Here is a 16,453-nt window from a genome sequence, read left to right on the forward strand (position 1 = left end):
GACATGCGGCTACCCGTGACCTTCGCCGACCAGGTCGGACGAAATGCTCTTGCGCTCCTTCAGGAACACGGTCGGTTGCCGTGTGGAGACGAAGCCGCGCGGGCGGAACACCATGATCAGCACCATGGCAAAGCCGAATATCAGCATGCGGTACTGTGTCGGGTCGAAGGACTCGCCGAAGATCTGCTTGAGGAAATTCAGTTCGCGCATGATCTCGGTGCCGCCGATCATGACGACGGCGGCAACCGCGACGCCGATCTGGCTGCCCATGCCGCCGAGCACAACAATGGCCACGATGGTCGCCGACTCGATGAAGGTGAAGCTCTCAGGTGAGATAAAGCCCTGACGCGCGGCGAAGAATGAGCCGGCGAAACCACCAAACATGGCGCCGATGGAGAAGGCAGTGAGTTTGGTGTTGGTAGTGTTAACGCCGAGCGAGCGGCAGGCAACCTCATCTTCGCGCAAGGCTTCCCAGGCGCGGCCAACGGGCAGACGGCGCAGCCGTACCGTGACGAAGGCGGTCAGGAAGGCCAGCGCAAGGATAACATAATAGAGAAAGATCGTTCGATAGATCGGGGAGAACTCGAGGCCGAACACTGCCGCGAAACCGTCGTCGCCGGCAGTGAACGGAATGCCGAAGAAGGTCGGCCTCGGAATGCCGCTGATACCGGCATAGCCATTGGTCAGATCGACCCAGTTGATCAGCACGACGCGAATGATTTCGCCGAACGCGAGCGTGACGATGGCAAGATAGTCGCCACGCAACCGCAGCACCGGAAAACCGAGCAATACGCCCCAGAACGATGCCATGATGCCGGCGAGCGGCATCAGCAGCCAGAACGAAAAGCCGAATTCCTTGGCGAGCAGTGCGTAGGAGTATGCGCCGACGGCGTAGAAGGCGACATACCCGAGATCGAGAAGGCCGGCGAGGCCGACGACGATGTTCAGACCCCACCCGAGCATGACGTAGATCAGGATCTGGATGCCGAAGTTATCGACCCACTTGAGCGCTCCGCTGGAGCCGGCGGTGCCCATGACCAGCACCGGATAGACGATGACGAAACCGATGGCGAAGGGGACGAACCATTTGCCGATTGTCCCCAGCCAAGCCGGCGTAGCGGCAGCGCGCTGCTTGCGCTGTGCGATCTGCGGTGCCGCAAAAAGCGAGTAAGCAAGCCGCCCGACAAAGATCAAACCGACTATGCTGAAGAGAAGTGACCAGCGCGTATCCAGCGTTAGTTCGTTGCGGATATTGACGACGGTCTCGAACCCGATCAGCGGCAGGAACAGACCGAACGATATCAGCGCGGTGAGCGCCGCGTCGCGGAAGGCGGCAAACGCATTGGTGCCATTGACCGGAGATGCCTGCTGCATCGGTCAGACCTTTTCGACGTCGGGGCGGCCGAACAGGCCCTGCGGCAGGAAGATCAGGGTTATCGCCAGCACCGAAAAAGCGGCAACGTCCTTGTAGTCGATGGAGAAATAGGCCGACCACATCGTCTCGATGAGACCGATCAGCAGCCCGCCAATCACTGCGCCCGGCAGTGAGCCGATGCCGCCCAGCACCGCAGCGGTGAAGGCCTTTACGCCGGGCACAAAGCCGTCGGCGAAGTTCACCACGCCATAATAGGTGAGGTACAGCGTGCCGGCGACGGCAGCGAGCGCAGCAGCGATTACGAAGGTGATTGAGATCGTCTGATCGACGTTGACGCCGACCAGTGCAGCCATCTTCTGGTCCTGCTCGCAAGCGCGCTGGGCGCGGCCCAGACGGGTCTTGGCGACGAGATACCAGAAGGCGACGAGCAGGATCGCCGTGACGCCCCAGATGATTGCCTGCTTGAGCGAGATGGTAACGTTGTAGCCGTTCTGCGAGAACAGCACCATTTCGCCATGCACCATCGGCGGGATTGCCTTGTTGCGCGGACCCTGCGTGACCTGCACGAAGTTAGACAGGAAGATCGACATGCCAATTGCCGAAATCAGTGGCGCCAGCCGGAAGGAGCCGCGTAGCGGCCGATAGGCGAGGCGCTCGATTGCCCAATTCACCAGCGAGGTGAACAGCATCGCGACCAGCAACACGATTAGCAGCGCGACCACGACGGATGGAACACCAATCCAGGTGGTGATGAACAAGAAGGCGATCAGCGCCACAAAAGACGACACCATAAAGACGTCGCCGTGGGCGAAATTCACCATGCCAATAATGCCAAATACCATCGTATAACCGATGGCGATCAGACCGTAGATCGATCCGAGCGTAATGCCGTTTATGAGCTGCTGGATAAATACTTCCATGCTCTTGCCCACCTCTCCCGACAGGACGGCGGGCCGCCGTCCATCTGGCCCCTCGATCAAATGCTTAACAGGGCGCGGCCCACGCGGCAACGCCGCGTTCCGCGACTGCTAACAGTCCGTTGGTCGCAAGCCCCGTGCCAAGAGCGGGGGTGGACGAACAGAGTAACCGGGGAGTGGTCTGACTTACGGGGGAGCGGTCTGAAGCTCGCTCCCGGCAATACGCAAGAGAGCCGGCGGCCGGCCAATTATTGGCCGGCTCGCCGGTTTAGCGAAGGCATAAACGGGATTTAATGCAGGCCGCCGAATACCCAGATCAGAGCCAGTATCGGCAGCGGTATGCCGAGCATCCAGAGCAGCAGATAACGTCCCATCGTAACATCTCCTCAGTCCTTGAAGTCGATGCCGATAAAAGTCGCATTGGGCGGGGCTGGTTCCAGCATGACGAGGAGTCACCATTGCCGGAACGAACGCCACACAGGCGAGTTGATGAGGCAGGCAGGGGCTTATTCGATGGTTCCATTCCGCATCCGGAACGGAGCGCCACCGAAGCACCAAAAGGAAAATCCGATGGCTCAGAACAACAATCCGAACGAGAATCCGAACCAGCAGAAGCCCGGTCAGCAGTCGCAGGGTCAACCTGGTCAGGCGCGCCCCGGTCAGCAGGGCGGCCAACAGGGTGGTCAGCAGCAGGGCGACAAGCCGCAGGACCGCTAGTTCTGCGATCAGCATCCTGATGGATGCCGACCGAGATCGAGACGAGGCCCCGTTTGTCATGACGGGGCCTCTTTTTGTGCCGCTGTGCAAGTTCGCCAGTTGCGTTCGGTCGAACGTTAAGCTTGACGAGCACACTTAACGCGCCTGCCGGTAAGGTAAAATTTTGGTTTGTTTTGAATCTTGCATTTGAAGTGCCTAGGGTCGCTCAACTTTTAAGGGAGCGGCTCATGCGGAAAATATCCGGCGCCAGTGTTGCGATGATCATGGCCATCGCGCTCTATTTCACCTTGTTCTGGGGTTACGAAGCGCTGCGTGTTCTCACATCGCCGACCTACGGCCTCGAGGATGTGTGGCGCTCGCAATACGTTTTCGGACTCGGTAGCTATTTCAAGCTGCAGCCCATGGGCCTGATGAAGCTCGCGGCCTTTTTCGGCGCGCTGAAACTCGCGGTCGCTTTGACCTGCGCCATTCATATCGTCGATCGCCTGCGTCACGTCGCCGGCGGCAAGGCCAACACCGACGTGCTCGAGGCTGGTTTGATCATGGTGGTCGCGATCAGCGTTGCTGCCGCCGGCCCGGCGGCGTGGACACAGAACAGCGATCTGCTGCGTGAGCAGGTGCTGCATTTGCTCCTCGCGGCGGTGGCCGTGGCGCTGTGTCTGGTCGAGCGTAATTATTCGCGTCGCGCGGTCAGCCCGGTGCTGGCTTCCACGCTGCCGCGGGCCGAGGTTCTCTCGCCGTTGCGGTGAGCTTCGATCCGAAAAAATCTACCGCCGTCTGAGCAACTCGGTAGCTTCCACTTCGAGCCCGCCTCGCGATCACGCAAGGCGGGCTATTTTTTCTCAAGGCCGGCGATGACGGTCGCTGCTTCCTTGAAGGCGTGATTGGCTGCCGGCACGCCACAATAGATCGCCTGCTGCAAGATGATTTCCTTGATATCGTCCGGCGTGAAGCCGCCTTCGGTCAACGCCGCGCGCACATGCATGACGAATTCGTCCCAGTGGCCGAGCGCGAGCATGGTACCGATGACCAGAATACGCCGGGTGCGATCGTCGTAATGCGGTCGGGTCCATACTTCGCCCCAGGCGGCGCGGGTAATGAAATCCTGGAATTCCTCGTTGAGCGCCGTCTTGTTGGCATTGGCGCGATCGACCCAGGCGGCACCGAGCACCTTTCGGCGCTTCGCCATGCCGAGGTCGTAACGTTCTTTTTCGTCCATTGTCAGCACTTTCAGGACTTGAGGAAGTCGAGCACGGCCTTGGTATATGGCGCGGGCTGCTCCATGTTGGCGATGTGCGCAGCTTCGAAGCTGATGAGCTTCGCGCTCTTGATTTGCTGGGCGATGGCTTCGCCCTGGGATGGCGGCGTCGCCGGATCCTGTGCGCCAACGATTACCAGGGTGAGGGCGGCGATCGACGGATTGGAGGCGCGTAAATCCATGTCGCGGATGGCCTGGCAGCAGGCGACATAGCCCTCCTTGCTGGTGGTCAGGAAGATCTCTCTCATGCGCGCAACCGCTTGCGGCGCCCTGGCGCGGAAGTCGGCGGTGAACCAGCGCTCCATATTGGGATCGACCAGCTTGTCGAGGTCGTTGCTATCGAGGAAGCGGATGCGGTCTTCCCATATTTTCTTGTCTGCATAGTACGAGTTGGTGTTCGACAGGATGAGTTTGCTGATGCGCGAGGGTGCGTTGGCGCCCAACCACTGGCCGACCATGCCGCCCATCGAGAGCCCGCACCAGTGTGTCTTCTCGACCCCAAGGGCATCAAGTACGCTCAAGACGTCGCGGCCAAGCCGCTCCATGGAATAGGGACCTTTTGACGCGCCAGATTGGCCATGGCCGCGGCGGTCGTAGCGGATGACGCGAAAGTACTTCGACCATTCGCCGACCTGGTCGTCCCACATGTGAAGGTTGGTGCCCAGCGAGTTCGACAGCATCAGCGCTGGTGAGCCCTCGCTGCCAGTGAGCTCGACATGGATCGGGCAGCCATCGTCGGCGGTGATCGTCGGCATGCAGGTTTCCTCCGTGTATCGTTTTGCACGCGTCGGTCGAGTGAACCAGCGTGCCGCACAGGCTTAAAGCGGTCCTCCCATGCTGCAAAGCCCTTTTCAGAGGGCGCGCGAAGGCTTAAGTCGTTCCCGCGGGGCCGACGGTGTGCGGCCATCAAGAAGGAGACGGCAGCCATGGCGATGACAATGACGGGCGAGGTGCAGCTTCCGGCCACCCGCGAGGTGGTCTATGCGAAGCTCAACGATCCCGAAGTGCTCAAAGCCTGCATTCCCGGCTGCGAGACCCTGACGCTCACGTCGCCGACCGATTTCGAGGCCGTTGCGGTAACGAAGATCGGTCCGGTGAAAGCGCGCTTCAAGGGCAAGGTGCATCTCACCGATCTCGACCCGCCAAATGGCTACAAGATTTCGGGTGAGGGCGACGGCGGCGTTGCCGGCTTCGCCAAGGGCGGCGCGACTGTGACGCTGACCGAAAAGGACGGCGGCACGCTTCTCACCTACAATGTGGAGGCGCAGATCGGCGGCAAGCTCGCCCAGCTCGGACAGCGCCTAGTCAACGGTGCGGCAAAGAAAACCGCCGATGATTTCTTCAAGAATTTCGCGGCGAATGTCGGTGGCGCTTCAGCCTGATTGCGTCGGATCTGAAAACGAAAAAGCCGCCCTAAAGGGCGGCTTTTTTGCGCAATAGTGGCCGTTATGGGCAGGGGTGACGGTAACCGTCATAGCCGAGATAGGTGCCAGAGCGCGGATCGTATGATTTGAACCGGCTCATGCAGTAAGAAACTTCGTCTCCGCCGTAGCTGTAGCCGGGGCTGTAGGCATAGCCCCGATCGTAATAGTAGGGCCGCTGCTGGGCGGCCAGCGCGCCGCCGATGATGGCGCCGGCGGCCAAACCACCCAAGACCGCCCCGCCGCCGCCCCAGCCGCCACGATGGTGGTGGCGACGCCATTGTGCTTCGGCTGGCGTCACGGCGGCGATGGTCGTTGCGACCAATGCGAGTGCCGCGACCGCGGCGGTCATTTTCGTACGCATGATGCAAACCTTCGGTTTTTTGTGAAACAGGGTCGTGACGTTAAGCCTCGTGAGGCTCGCGGCGTTCCATGATTTCGCGGCAAGCTTGAAACGTCGAGTTTCGGCGCCACTTTACAATTGTGCATCGCAACTATGCTTACTTCGCGTCGATTTTGGCATGGAATCGCTTGACCGCCCGGTCGGTCGGGGTTCAAGTTAGTCTTGTTCAAATGCGGAAACCGGTCTCAATCCGGACCGCCGTCGATACTGCGAGCCGGTCTCAGGCGTGACGCCGGTTTTGTGAGGGGCGCTGGGCCCTTAATTCGGGAGGAAGTCATGGCGAAAGTGTCCATGACGGTGAACGGCAAGGCCGTCACCGGTGATGTCGAACCGCGTACCCTGCTGGTACAATTTCTGCGCGAAAATCTTCGGCTGACTGGCACCCATGTCGGTTGCGATACCTCGCAGTGCGGCGCCTGCGTCGTTCACATAGACGGCGTTGCCGCCAAATCCTGCACCACGCTAGCAGTCCAGTGCGAAGGTCAGTCGGTCACCACGATCGAGGGGCTGGCGGCCGACGGCAAGCTGCACCCCATGCAGGAAGCCTTCCGCGAACATCACGGCCTGCAGTGCGGCTATTGCACCCCTGGCATGATCATGGCCGCGCTCGATATCGTGCGCCGCAATGGCAATGAACTCGACGAGCACACCATTCGTGATCAGCTGGACGGCAACATTTGCCGCTGCACGGGCTACCACAATATCGTCAAGGCGATCGAAGCTGGCGCGAGGGCGATGGCGAAGTAGATACTTGCCCGCGTGACGCTGGCTGCCGAACAACGTCGATAAAGACAGTGGGAGGATGCCGCCAATGACCGCAACCGGGATCGGCGCGCCGGTGCGCCGCAAGGAAGATTTCCGTTTTATCACTGGCCAGGGCCAGTACACTGACGACGTGACCCGTCCCGGCGAGACCCGGGCGGTGTTCGTGCGCTCGCCGCATGCTCACGCCAAAATCAAGAAGATCGACGTCTCCGCGGCTAAGAAAATGCCCGGCGTGATCGATGTGCTCACCGGGGCGCAGCTGGCCGACGACAAAGTCGGCAATCTCATCTGTGGCTGGATGATCCATTCCAAGGACGGCTCGCCGATGAAGATGGCGGCCCATCCGGCGCTCGCCGCGAGCAAGGTCAATTGCGTTGGCGACGCGGTTGCGGTGGTGATCGCCGAGACCACGGGGCATGCCAAGGACGCGGCCGAGAAGGTCGTGGTCGACTACGAGGTCTTGCCGGCGGTGGTTGATCCAGCCAAGGCGCAAGCCAAGGGCGCGCCGCAGATCCACGCCGACATTTCCAACAACACGATCTACCAGTGGCACCTCGGCGAGCAGAAGGCGGTGGAGGCCGCGTTCAAGGCCGCCAAGCACATCACTAAATTGGACATCGTCAACAATCGTCTGGCGCCGAACGCGATGGAGCCGCGCGCCGCGCTCGCCGACTACGATGCCGGCAACGATCATCTGACGCTCTGGAACACGTCGCAGAACCCGCACGTCGCGCGGCTGGTGATCTCGGCCTTCGTTGGCATCACGCCCGAGCACAAGCTGCGTGTCATTGCGCCCGATGTCGGTGGCGGTTTCGGCTCCAAGATCTTTATCTATCCGGAAGAGGTCGTCTGTCTCTGGGCAGCGCGCAAGGTGCGCCGTCCCGTGAAATGGACCTCGGACCGCACCGAGGCCTTTCTCACCGACGCGCATGGCCGCGACCACATTACCCATGCAGAGTTGGCACTCGATGGCGACGGCAAGATTCTCGCGCTACGCGCCAAGACCATCGCCAATCTCGGCGCCTATATGTCGACCTTTTCGTCGTCGATCCCGACCTATCTTTACGCCACGCTGCTGTCGGGCCAGTACGATATTCCGCAGATCTATTGCGAGGTCGATGCGGTCTACACCAACACAGTGCCGGTCGATGCCTATCGCGGTGCCGGGCGGCCCGAAGCGACTTTCGTCGTCGAGCGGCTGGTGGAGGTCGCGGCGCGACAGCTCGGCCTCGACCCGGCGGAATTCCGCAAGCGCAATTTCATCAAGAGCTTCCCGCACCAGACGCCGGTGATCATGACCTATGACGCCGGCGACTATAACGCTTCGCTGAAGAAGGCGATGGAGCTCGCCGACGTCAAAGGCTTCGCCAAGCGCAAGCGCGACAGTGCGCGTCAGGGCAAGCTGCGCGGGCTCGGCTATTCAACGTATATCGAAGCCTGTGGCATCGCGCCGTCGCAAGCAGTCGGCTCGCTCGGCGCCGGCGTCGGCTTGTGGGAGAGCGCGGAAGTTCGCGTCAATCCGACCGGCAATGTCGAAGTGCTGACCGGCAGCCACGCGCACGGCCAAGGACACGAAACGACCTTCGCGCAACTCGTATCCGAGCGCCTCGGCATTCCGTTCGACAGCGTATCGATCGTGCACGGCGACACCGACAAGGTGCAATTCGGTATGGGCACCTATGGCTCTCGCTCGGGCGCGGTCGGCATGTCGGCGATCGTCAAGGCGCTCGACAAGATCGAAGCCAAGGCGAAGAAGGTTGCCGGCTTCATGATGGAAGCCGCCGAAAGCGACATCGACTTCAAGGACGGCAAGTTCACGGTGAAGGGCACCGACAAGTCGGTGGCTTTCGGCGATGTAGCGCTCAATGCCTATATCGCCCATAAGTTCACCGGCGCCGAACTTGAGCCGGGGTTGAAGGAAACCTCGTTCTACGACCCGACCAACTTCACCTTCCCGGCCGGCTGCCATATCTGCGAGGTCGAGATCGACCAGGAGACCGGCAAGACCGATATCGTCAACTGGACCGCGGTCGATGACTTCGGCACCGTCATCAATCCGATGATCGTTGAGGGCCAGGTTCATGGCGGCATCGCACAGGGTGTCGGCCAGGCGTTGCTCGAAGGCGTCGTCTACGATTCCAGCGGCCAGCTGGTCACGGCGTCGTTCATGGATTATTCCATGCCGCACGCGCACGACCTGCCATCATTCAAGGTCGGCTTGACCGAGACCAAGTCGCCATCGAACCCGCTCGGCATGAAAGGCTGCGGCGAGGCCGGTGCCATTGCGGCGCCAGCAGCGGTGATCAACGCCATCACCGACGCGCTGGGCACGGAAGATATCGCCATGCCAGCCACGCCCAATGCGGTGTGGACGGTCATGCAACGCACGACGCCGAAGGCGGCATAAGAACAAGAGACGCCGAAGGCGGCGTAAGAATTCGAACGGAGAGACCGATGTATAATTTCACCTTCCATCGTCCGACCACGGTACGCCAGGCGGCCGGTCTTCTGGCGCGCAACCCTGAGGGTAAGCTGCTCGCCGGCGGTCACTCGCTGTTGCCGGTGATGAAGCAGCGCCTTGCTCAACCCTCGGCGCTGGTCGATCTGTCGCAAGTCGAAGGCATGACCGGCGTCGAAGTGAAAGGCCGCTCAGTCGTCATTGGCGCGATGACCCGCCATGCAGACGTAGCGAAATCCGATGTGCTCAAAGAAGTGCTGCCGGGCCTTGCCTCGGTGCCGGGGTCGATCGGCGATCCGCAGGTGCGCAACCGCGGCACGATCGGCGGTTCGATTGCCAATAACGATCCGAACGCCGATTATCCGGCGGCGTGCCTTGGTCTCGGCGCCACCATCATCACCAACAAGCGTCGTATCGCGGCCGACGATTTCTTCACCGGCATGTTCTCGACCGCGCTGGAAGAGGGCGAGATCATCGTCAAGGTGGCGTTCCCGATCGCCAAGAAGGCGGCGTACGAGAAATTCAAGCACCCGGCCTCGGGCTTTGCGCTGGTCGGCGTGTTCGTCTCGAAGCGCGGCCCGGATATCCGTGTTGCCGTGACCGGCGCCGGCTCGAACGGCGTGTTCCGCGTCAAGTCGTTCGAGGAGGCGCTGGCCAAGCGTTTCTCGCCGAAGTCGATCGAGGGCATGACCATTCCGGCCAGCGGCATGAATTCCGACATTCACGCCACGCCGGAATATCGCGCACATCTCGTCGGCGTTCTGGCCCGTCGGGCGCTGGCGAAGGCGACGGCGTAGAGAACCTTGTCAGTCCGGGTGCGCGCCGTTGGCGCGCCCCGGCGTGACGAAGTGGCCTACCGCTCCTGCTCTTTCAGAAGATCATGCAGGTCGAGCGGCCGCGTGAACATGTGCAACGAGCCGTCCGGCTTTTTCGGCCACTGAGCTTCCGGCCGGTCCCAGTATAGCTCGACGCCGTTTTCGTCTGGATCGCGCAGATAAAGCGCTTCAGACACGCCGTGGTCTGACGCGCCATCGAGGGGGATCTTGGCGGCAATCAGGCGGCTGAGTGCATCGGCGAGCGCCTTGCGGGTCGGGTACAGGATCGCGGTGTGGAAGAGGCCCGTGGTGCCGGGAGGCGGCGGCGAGCCGCCCTTGCTCTCCCAGGTGTTGAGCCCGAGATGGTGGTGGTAGCCGCCGGCCGAGATGAAGGCCGCGCCGGGATAGGTCGTGGTCAGGGTGAAGCCGAGTACGCCGCAATAGAAATCGAGGGCGCGCTGCAGGTCAGCCACCTTGAGGTGGACGTGGCCGATCCGGGCCCCAGCGTCGATGGTCGGGAAGCGCGGCGGGGCGGTGGTAGCGTCGGTGGCGCTGGTCATGATCTGATGTCCATTCTGCCCGGGAATTATGGCTGCCATCCGGAATTGGCCGCTTCGGCCGGCAATTTTGGCTGGTTTGCCGGCCTCTGCGCCATTAGATGTAAGCCGGCCCGCCTATGGGATAAAGTGTCACCGAGGGTACTGACGCATGGCCGTTACACCACTTCCCGACAGCATCGACGCCACACTGGCTATGCTGGCCAAGGCCAATTATGTGGCTGATCGGTCGCTGGCGACGGTGCTCTATCTGGCGCTGAAGATGGGCCGCCCGCTGTTCCTTGAAGGCGAGGCCGGTGTCGGCAAGACCGAGATCGCCAAGGTGCTGTCGACGGCGCTGGGCCGGCGGCTGATCCGCTTGCAATGCTACGAGGGCCTCGACGTCTCCGCCGCGGTTTATGAATGGAATTACGGCGCGCAGATGATCGCCATCCGCATGGCGGAGGCCCAAGGTGAGGGCGACCGCGACCGGCTCGAGCACGATGTTTTCTCGGAGCGTTATCTGGTGAAGCGGCCGCTGTTGCAGGCACTGGAGCCGGACCCGGCCGGCGCGCCGGTGCTGCTGATCGACGAACTTGATCGCACCGATGAAGCCTTCGAAGCTTTTCTGCTTGAAGTGCTGGCCGACTTCCAGGTGACCATCCCCGAACTCGGCACCGTGAAGGCGGCGGAGCCGCCGATCGTCATCGTCACCTCGAACCGCACGCGCGAGGTGCATGACGCGCTCAAGCGCCGCTGTCTCTATCACTGGGTTGGCTATCCGGACGCGGCGCGCGAACTGAATATCCTGCGCGCCAAGGTGCCGGGCATTGCGAAGAAGCTGTCGCAACAGGTGGTCGCCTTCGTGCAGGCGCTGCGCAAGGAGGATTTGTTCAAGTCGCCCGGCGTGGCCGAAACGCTGGACTGGGCCGGGGCGCTAACCGAGCTCGATGTCGTGGCGCTCGACCCGGCTACAGTCTCCGACACGCTCGGCGTGCTGCTCAAGTATCAGGACGACATCGCGAAGCTCGACGGCACCAAAGTGAAAGCGCTGCTCGACGAGGTGAAGTCGGAGTTGAGGGCAGCGGAGTAGTTTCTTTTCTCTCCCCCGCTTGCGGGGGAGGGGTAGGGAGGGGCTCGTGCCCTCGCATAATCGTATGAGTTCACCGCATTCCCCCTCCCGTCCCGGCTTCGCCGGGCCGACCTCCTCCGCAAGCGGGGGAGGTGAAGAAGGAAGCGGCCGCCTCGCCGAGAACATTGTCTATTTCGCGCGGGCGCTGCGCACGGCGGGGCTCCCGGTAGGACCTGGCGCGGTGCTTGATGCACTGCAGGCGGTTGATGTCGCGCGGATCGGTACCAAGGACGATTTCTACTGGACACTGCACGCAGTGTTCGTAAAGCGGCACGAGCACTCGATCCTGTTCGATCAGGCCTTCCGCATTTTCTTCCGCCGCCGTGGCTATATCGACAAGCTGATCGCGCAGATGTTGCCGCAGACGTTGCCGACCGCGCCGCAGGCGCCGGAGGCGGGCGCGCAGCGCATTCAGGAAGCCCTTTTTTCCGGCAACAAGGCCAAGACCGAAGAGCAGGAAGTCGAGATCGACGCTCGGCTCACGGTGTCCGACCGCGAGGTGCTGCAGAAGAAGGACTTCGCGCAGATGACGAATGCCGAGATCGCCAAGGCAAAAGAGGCGATTGCGCGGCTGGCGCTGCCGCTCGACGAGGTCAAGACCCGGCGCATGACGCCAAGCCGCCATGGCCGCCTCATCGACATGCGCCGTACCTTGCGCTCCAGCATGAAGGCTGGCGGCGCGCTGATCGACCTGAAATATCTCGGGCCGCGCGTGAAGGAGCCGCCGATCGTGGCGCTGCTCGATATTTCAGGCTCGATGAGCCAGTATACTCGGCTGTTCCTGCACTTCCTGCATTCGATCACCGATGCGCGAAAGCGTGTCACGACTTTCCTGTTCGGTACCCGGCTCACCAATGTGACGCGCGCTATTCGCCAGCGCGACCCGGACGAGGCGCTGGCCGCCTGCGGCGCGTATGTCGTCGACTGGTCGGGCGGCACGCGCATTGCGACGTCGCTCCACGACTTCAACAAGCACTGGGCGCGGCGCGTGCTTGGGCAGGGCGCGGTGGTGCTGCTGATCACCGACGGGCTTGAACGCGACGCCGACGATACGCTCGCCTTCGAGATGGATCGGCTGCACCGCTCGTGCCGGCGGCTAATCTGGCTCAATCCGCTCTTGCGCTTCGACGGCTTCGAGCCGCGCGCCAAAGGCGTGAAAACCATTCTGTCGCATGTTGACGAATTGCGCCCGATACACAATCTCGATTCCATGACGGCTTTGGTCCGCGCGTTGTCAGGCGCGCCGGACAAGGGCTACGATACCAAGGCGATGCTGCGGAAGGTGGCATAGCAAGGAGAATGCACATGCTCGGCCGTGATGAAGACATTCTGAAAGCTGCCGAAGACTGGTCGAAGGAAGGTCGCGGCGTCGCGCTCGCCACCGTGGTCGAGACCTGGGGTTCGGCGCCGCGCCCGGTAGGCTCCAATCTGGTCATCGACAATGAGGGCAATTTTCTCGGCTCCGTTTCGGGCGGCTGTGTCGAAGGGGCGGTGGTGACTGAAGCCATTGACGTCATCGATAGCGGCAAGCCGAAGGTGCTGGAATTTGGCGTTGCCGATGAGACGGCGTGGAAGGTGGGCCTGTCCTGCGGCGGCACCATCCGGGTTTACGTCGAGAAGGTCAGCTGACGTGAAACTCGACCTGCTGCATACGCTCAACGCCGAACGCGCCGCGCGGCGCGCTGTTGTGATCGTCACCGACACCGAGGCCGGCTCGCAGCGGCTGGTGAAGGCCGCAGACATCGCTGCCGATCCGCTTGCTGAGGTTCTCGACAAGCGTGTGCGCATGGCCAAGAGTGGCATGGAAGAAACGGCGCAGGGTCGCGTCTTCCTGACCGTGCACGTGCCGTCGCCGCAGCTGGTTATCACCGGCGCGGTGCATATTTCGCAGACGCTCGCGCCACTCGGGCAGATGCTCAACTATGCGGTCACTATTATCGATCCGCGCACCGCCTTCGCGACACCCGAGCGGTTTCCCGGCATTAACGTGATCGCCGAATGGCCGGACGTGGCGCTGCCGCCGCTCCATGTCGATCGTTACACCGCCTTTGTTGCGTTGACGCACGATCCCAAGGTCGACGACCCGGCGCTGCTGCATGCGCTGTCGCGCGACTGTTTCTATATCGGCGCACTCGGTTCGCGGAAGACGCATGGCCGGCGGCTCGAGCGGCTGAAGGCCCAGGGGGTGCCGGATACGGCACTGGCGCGCATTCACGCGCCCATCGGCCTCGATATCGGCGCAGTGTCGCCGGCGGAGATCGCCGTCGCGATCATGGCAGAGATTACGCTCCGTCTGCGCATGAAGCAGGACAAGGCGGAAGCGGCATGAGCCCAGCATTGTCATTCCAGGACGCCATGCAATGGCGGGCCCGGAATCCATACTCCGCGGCCGGGGTTATGGCTTCCGGGTTCGCGACCTTGCTGTCGCGCCCCGGAATGACTGGAGTTATTCCATGAAATTCGGTCCGGTTTCCCCGAAGGATGCGCGCGGCGCTACAGCGGTGCATTCCATCCGCCAAGGCGATCTCGTGCTCAAGAAGGGCACCGTGATCGGCGATACCGAAATTGCGGCTCTGGATGCGGCCGGCGTGAAGGAGATCGTCGTTGCCCGTCTCGACAAGGACGACGTAGCGGAAGACGAAGCCGCAGCCAGTATTGCCGCAGCGGTCGCCGGCGCGGGTACACGCACGGACGGGGCTTTCACCGGCCGCTGCAATCTGTTTGCCGAATCGGCCGGCATTCTCGTCGTCGAGCGCGATGCCGTGGATCGCATGAACCGCATCGATGAGGCAATGACGCTGGCTACACTTTCCGCCTACAAGCCCGTGGTCGAAGGCGAAATGATCGCCACCGTGAAGATTATTCCGTTTGCCGTTCCGGCAGAAGCCCGTGACAAAGCCGTTGCGGCGGCGAAGAAGGCCGAGCCGGTCGTCCGCGTCGTACCTTATGTTATTCGCAAAGTCGGCGTGGTTTCGACCTTGCTGCCGGGGCTGGCGCCTAAGGTGATTGAGAAAACGCTTCGCATCACTCAGGAACGTCTTGGGCCGGCCGGTGCCACCATTGTCGCCGAGCGGCGTGTGCCGCATGACGAGGCGGCGCTCGCCACCGCCATTGCCGAGGTGCGTCAGGCCGGCGCCGAACTCGTCATCGTGTTCGGCGCTTCCGCCATTGCCGACCGGCGCGACGTCATCCCGATGGCAATCGAAAGAGCCGGGGGCGCAATCGAACATTTCGGCATGCCTGTCGACCCCGGAAATCTGATGTTGATCGGTCGTATTGGCGGGGCACCAGTGATCGGCGCGCCAGGCTGCGCGCGTTCGCCGAAGGAGAATGGGTTCGATTGGGTGCTGATGCGTCTGCTCGCCGGGATTCCCGTCTCGCGCGCCGATATCACCGGCATGGGCGTCGGTGGCTTGTTGATGGAGATCGTCACCCGTCCGCGACCGCGTGACGAAAAGGCAGTTGCCGCGGGCCGCAATGTCGCCGCCGTGGTGCTGGCCGCTGGACGCTCCACCCGCATGGGCGCACTCAATAAGATGCTCGCCGAGATTGGGGGCAAGTCGCTGGTCCGCATCGCGGCCGAGCAGGCGCTGGCCTCGCGCGCCAAGCCGGTCATTGTGGTCACTGGCCATCAGAATAAACAGGTAGAAGCAGCGCTGGTCGGTCTGCCCGTGCGTTTCGTATACAACCCCGATTACGCCGAAGGTCTCGGCACGTCGCTGCGTGCCGGCATCGCTGCGGTGCCGACGGAGGCTGACGGCGCGATCATCTGTCTTGGTGATATGCCGCAGGTCGACAGTGGTCTGATCGACAAGCTGCTGACCGCTTTCGATCCCGAGAAGGGCGCGCTGGTTGTCGTGCCGTCGATCGACGGCAAGCGCGGCAATCCGGTGGTGTGGTCGCGGCGATTCTTTAAAGAATTGATGGCGGTCAGCGGGGATGTCGGCGCCCGCTATCTCATCGGTCAATATGCCGAAGCCGTAGTCGAAGTGCCGCTGTCGGGCGAGGCGGCACTCACCGACGTCGATACCCCCGAGTCGCTGAAGGCGGTCAAGGCTGAAATTGAACGGGCCTGAGATTCGAATCATTGATCGGAGCCTGCGACTCGCCGCTTATCCTCTGCGGTAGTTCCTGCGGAACCTTCGGGGGCCGGTCCGATGACTGAAACCTATACGCCCGCCGCGCGGGTTGTCGTTGTCGCCAGCTTGCTGTTCGCGATAGCGACGATGACGTTTGTCACGGTCAGTATCGCACGCGCCGCCGGCGCGCTGGCGGTCGGTTCCTGTGGTGCTTTCGGCGAAGCCTATGATTATGCTTCCGTCGCGGCGGCGCACGAAAGCGCTTTGGCGAAATGCCAGGGCGATGCCTGCCGGGTGGTGACGACGTCGAAACGCACTTGCACGGCCTTCGCCGTCGATTTTGCCAATCCGTGTGGCGCCTTCGGTTGGGGCCAGGGCGGCAAGCTCGGCGTGACGCAGAATGCGGCGCTGGAAGCCTGCTACCGTGAGGGTGGCAAGGAGTGCGTCATCCGCACGTTCTTCTGCGACGCCCGCGGCTGACAGCTGCCGGGCTCAAAACCACTAAATTTGAATGTAACGGCTGCGGTGGGGCGCAGCGGCAAGCTCCTTGCCAGCACAAGTCGTCCGTTCTATAAAT

Annotated in this window: 18 protein-coding genes; 12 read left to right on the forward strand and 6 right to left on the reverse strand. The window is 62.2% G+C overall.

Translation table 11 applies throughout. From position 1 onward, the window contains the following. Positions 1-9: 9 nt before the first annotated feature. Both livM and DXH78_RS12265 read right to left on the reverse strand, forming a co-directional pair. On the reverse strand, positions 10-1,374 hold the full coding sequence (livM, locus tag DXH78_RS12260) for a high-affinity branched-chain amino acid ABC transporter permease LivM (protein ID WP_115517300.1): 1,365 nt from the start codon (positions 1,372-1,374) through the stop codon (positions 10-12). Between the two features lie 3 nt (positions 1,375-1,377). Further along, positions 1,378-2,295: an ABC transporter permease subunit gene (locus DXH78_RS12265; RefSeq protein ID WP_115517301.1), complete on the reverse strand. Its 918-nt coding sequence runs from the start codon at positions 2,293-2,295 to the stop codon at positions 1,378-1,380. Between the two features lie 567 nt (positions 2,296-2,862). On the opposite strand from DXH78_RS12265, the gene DXH78_RS19905 reads away from it, so the two are divergent. Continuing rightward, entirely contained in the window at positions 2,863-3,009 is a 147-nt protein-coding gene (locus DXH78_RS19905; RefSeq protein ID WP_168192790.1) for a hypothetical protein, read from the forward strand. Between the two features lie 227 nt (positions 3,010-3,236). Continuing rightward, positions 3,237-3,758 carry a hypothetical protein gene (locus DXH78_RS12270; protein ID WP_147292629.1) on the forward strand — a complete coding sequence of 174 codons (522 nt, stop codon included), beginning with the start codon at positions 3,237-3,239 and terminating at the stop codon, positions 3,756-3,758. Positions 3,759-3,841: 83 nt separating this feature from the next. Here the strand turns inward: DXH78_RS12270 and pcaC are convergent, their stop codons facing one another. After that, positions 3,842-4,228 carry a 4-carboxymuconolactone decarboxylase gene (gene pcaC, locus DXH78_RS12275; protein ID WP_115517303.1) on the reverse strand — a complete coding sequence of 129 codons (387 nt, stop codon included), beginning with the start codon at positions 4,226-4,228 and terminating at the stop codon, positions 3,842-3,844. Positions 4,229-4,239: 11 nt separating this feature from the next. Beyond that, a complete protein-coding gene (pcaD, locus tag DXH78_RS12280; RefSeq protein ID WP_115517304.1) occupies positions 4,240-5,022 on the reverse strand; it encodes a 3-oxoadipate enol-lactonase in 783 nt (260 codons plus the stop codon). A 171-nt stretch (positions 5,023-5,193) separates the two neighbouring features. On the opposite strand from pcaD, the gene DXH78_RS12285 reads away from it, so the two are divergent. Beyond that, positions 5,194-5,649, forward strand: coding sequence for an SRPBCC family protein (locus DXH78_RS12285; protein ID WP_115517305.1), 456 nt, complete (start codon positions 5,194-5,196; stop codon positions 5,647-5,649). 64 nt (positions 5,650-5,713) lie between these two features. Here DXH78_RS12285 and DXH78_RS12290 read toward each other — a convergent pair whose 3' ends face one another. Beyond that, positions 5,714-6,052 carry a BA14K family protein gene (locus tag DXH78_RS12290; RefSeq protein WP_115517306.1) on the reverse strand — a complete coding sequence of 113 codons (339 nt, stop codon included), beginning with the start codon at positions 6,050-6,052 and terminating at the stop codon, positions 5,714-5,716. Positions 6,053-6,367: 315 nt separating this feature from the next. Here DXH78_RS12290 and DXH78_RS12295 point away from each other — a divergent pair, with 315 nt between their 5' ends. From DXH78_RS12295 to DXH78_RS12305, 3 genes are all read left to right on the forward strand, one after another. Continuing rightward, positions 6,368-6,838, forward strand: a complete 471-nt coding sequence (locus DXH78_RS12295) for a (2Fe-2S)-binding protein (RefSeq protein WP_115517307.1) — start codon at positions 6,368-6,370, stop codon at positions 6,836-6,838. A gap of 64 nt (positions 6,839-6,902) precedes the next feature. Then, entirely contained in the window at positions 6,903-9,263 is a 2,361-nt protein-coding gene (locus DXH78_RS12300; protein ID WP_115517308.1) for a xanthine dehydrogenase family protein molybdopterin-binding subunit, read from the forward strand. A gap of 47 nt (positions 9,264-9,310) precedes the next feature. Then, complete coding sequence (locus DXH78_RS12305; RefSeq protein WP_115517309.1) at positions 9,311-10,111, forward strand: FAD binding domain-containing protein; 801 nt, start codon at positions 9,311-9,313, stop codon at positions 10,109-10,111. 56 nt (positions 10,112-10,167) lie between these two features. Here the strand turns inward: DXH78_RS12305 and DXH78_RS12310 are convergent, their stop codons facing one another. Beyond that, positions 10,168-10,689 carry a VOC family protein gene (locus DXH78_RS12310; protein WP_115517310.1) on the reverse strand — a complete coding sequence of 174 codons (522 nt, stop codon included), beginning with the start codon at positions 10,687-10,689 and terminating at the stop codon, positions 10,168-10,170. A gap of 148 nt (positions 10,690-10,837) precedes the next feature. On the opposite strand from DXH78_RS12310, the gene DXH78_RS12315 reads away from it, so the two are divergent. The 6 genes from DXH78_RS12315 to DXH78_RS12340 all read left to right on the forward strand — a co-directional run bounded on the left by DXH78_RS12315 (position 10,838) and on the right by DXH78_RS12340 (position 16,356). After that, entirely contained in the window at positions 10,838-11,758 is a 921-nt protein-coding gene (locus tag DXH78_RS12315) for an AAA family ATPase (RefSeq protein ID WP_115517311.1), read from the forward strand. Positions 11,759-11,822: 64 nt separating this feature from the next. After that, positions 11,823-13,088 (forward strand): vWA domain-containing protein, encoded by a 1,266-nt coding sequence (locus tag DXH78_RS12320; RefSeq protein WP_115517312.1) that lies wholly within the window; start codon positions 11,823-11,825, stop codon positions 13,086-13,088. Positions 13,089-13,102: 14 nt separating this feature from the next. Further along, entirely contained in the window at positions 13,103-13,426 is a 324-nt protein-coding gene (locus tag DXH78_RS12325) for an XdhC family protein (protein WP_115517313.1), read from the forward strand. Position 13,427: 1 nt separating this feature from the next. Further along, positions 13,428-14,126 (forward strand): XdhC family protein, encoded by a 699-nt coding sequence (locus DXH78_RS12330; protein ID WP_115517314.1) that lies wholly within the window; start codon positions 13,428-13,430, stop codon positions 14,124-14,126. Positions 14,127-14,250: 124 nt separating this feature from the next. Then, entirely contained in the window at positions 14,251-15,873 is a 1,623-nt protein-coding gene (locus tag DXH78_RS12335) for an NTP transferase domain-containing protein (RefSeq protein WP_115517315.1), read from the forward strand. A gap of 81 nt (positions 15,874-15,954) precedes the next feature. Then, the gene (locus DXH78_RS12340; protein WP_115517316.1) at positions 15,955-16,356 is read left to right on the forward strand and encodes a DUF4189 domain-containing protein; all 402 of its coding nucleotides are present in this window, start codon (positions 15,955-15,957) and stop codon (positions 16,354-16,356) included. Positions 16,357-16,453: the final 97 nt, after the last annotated feature.

The organism is Undibacter mobilis (genome assembly GCF_003367195.1).
GTDB lineage: Bacteria > Pseudomonadota > Alphaproteobacteria > Rhizobiales > Xanthobacteraceae > Pseudolabrys > Pseudolabrys mobilis.

Bases quoted from the DNA above. Each gene is read 5' to 3' on its own strand.
- livM (WP_115517300.1), bottom strand. From the start codon at position 1,374: ATGCAGCAGGCATCTCCGGTCAATGGCACCAATGCGTTTGCCGCCTTC.
- DXH78_RS12265 (WP_115517301.1), bottom strand. From the start codon at position 2,295: ATGGAAGTATTTATCCAGCAGCTCATAAACGGCATTACGCTCGGATCG.
- DXH78_RS19905 (WP_168192790.1), top strand. From the start codon at position 2,863: ATGGCTCAGAACAACAATCCGAACGAGAATCCGAACCAGCAGAAGCCC.
- DXH78_RS12270 (WP_147292629.1), top strand. From the start codon at position 3,237: ATGCGGAAAATATCCGGCGCCAGTGTTGCGATGATCATGGCCATCGCG.
- pcaC (WP_115517303.1), bottom strand. From the start codon at position 4,228: ATGGACGAAAAAGAACGTTACGACCTCGGCATGGCGAAGCGCCGAAAG.
- pcaD (WP_115517304.1), bottom strand. From the start codon at position 5,022: ATGCCGACGATCACCGCCGACGATGGCTGCCCGATCCATGTCGAGCTC.
- DXH78_RS12285 (WP_115517305.1), top strand. From the start codon at position 5,194: ATGGCGATGACAATGACGGGCGAGGTGCAGCTTCCGGCCACCCGCGAG.
- DXH78_RS12290 (WP_115517306.1), bottom strand. From the start codon at position 6,052: ATGCGTACGAAAATGACCGCCGCGGTCGCGGCACTCGCATTGGTCGCA.
- DXH78_RS12295 (WP_115517307.1), top strand. From the start codon at position 6,368: ATGGCGAAAGTGTCCATGACGGTGAACGGCAAGGCCGTCACCGGTGAT.
- DXH78_RS12300 (WP_115517308.1), top strand. From the start codon at position 6,903: ATGACCGCAACCGGGATCGGCGCGCCGGTGCGCCGCAAGGAAGATTTC.
- DXH78_RS12305 (WP_115517309.1), top strand. From the start codon at position 9,311: ATGTATAATTTCACCTTCCATCGTCCGACCACGGTACGCCAGGCGGCC.
- DXH78_RS12310 (WP_115517310.1), bottom strand. From the start codon at position 10,689: ATGACCAGCGCCACCGACGCTACCACCGCCCCGCCGCGCTTCCCGACC.
- DXH78_RS12315 (WP_115517311.1), top strand. From the start codon at position 10,838: ATGGCCGTTACACCACTTCCCGACAGCATCGACGCCACACTGGCTATG.
- DXH78_RS12320 (WP_115517312.1), top strand. From the start codon at position 11,823: ATGAGTTCACCGCATTCCCCCTCCCGTCCCGGCTTCGCCGGGCCGACC.
- DXH78_RS12325 (WP_115517313.1), top strand. From the start codon at position 13,103: ATGCTCGGCCGTGATGAAGACATTCTGAAAGCTGCCGAAGACTGGTCG.
- DXH78_RS12335 (WP_115517315.1), top strand. From the start codon at position 14,251: ATGAAATTCGGTCCGGTTTCCCCGAAGGATGCGCGCGGCGCTACAGCG.
- DXH78_RS12340 (WP_115517316.1), top strand. From the start codon at position 15,955: ATGACTGAAACCTATACGCCCGCCGCGCGGGTTGTCGTTGTCGCCAGC.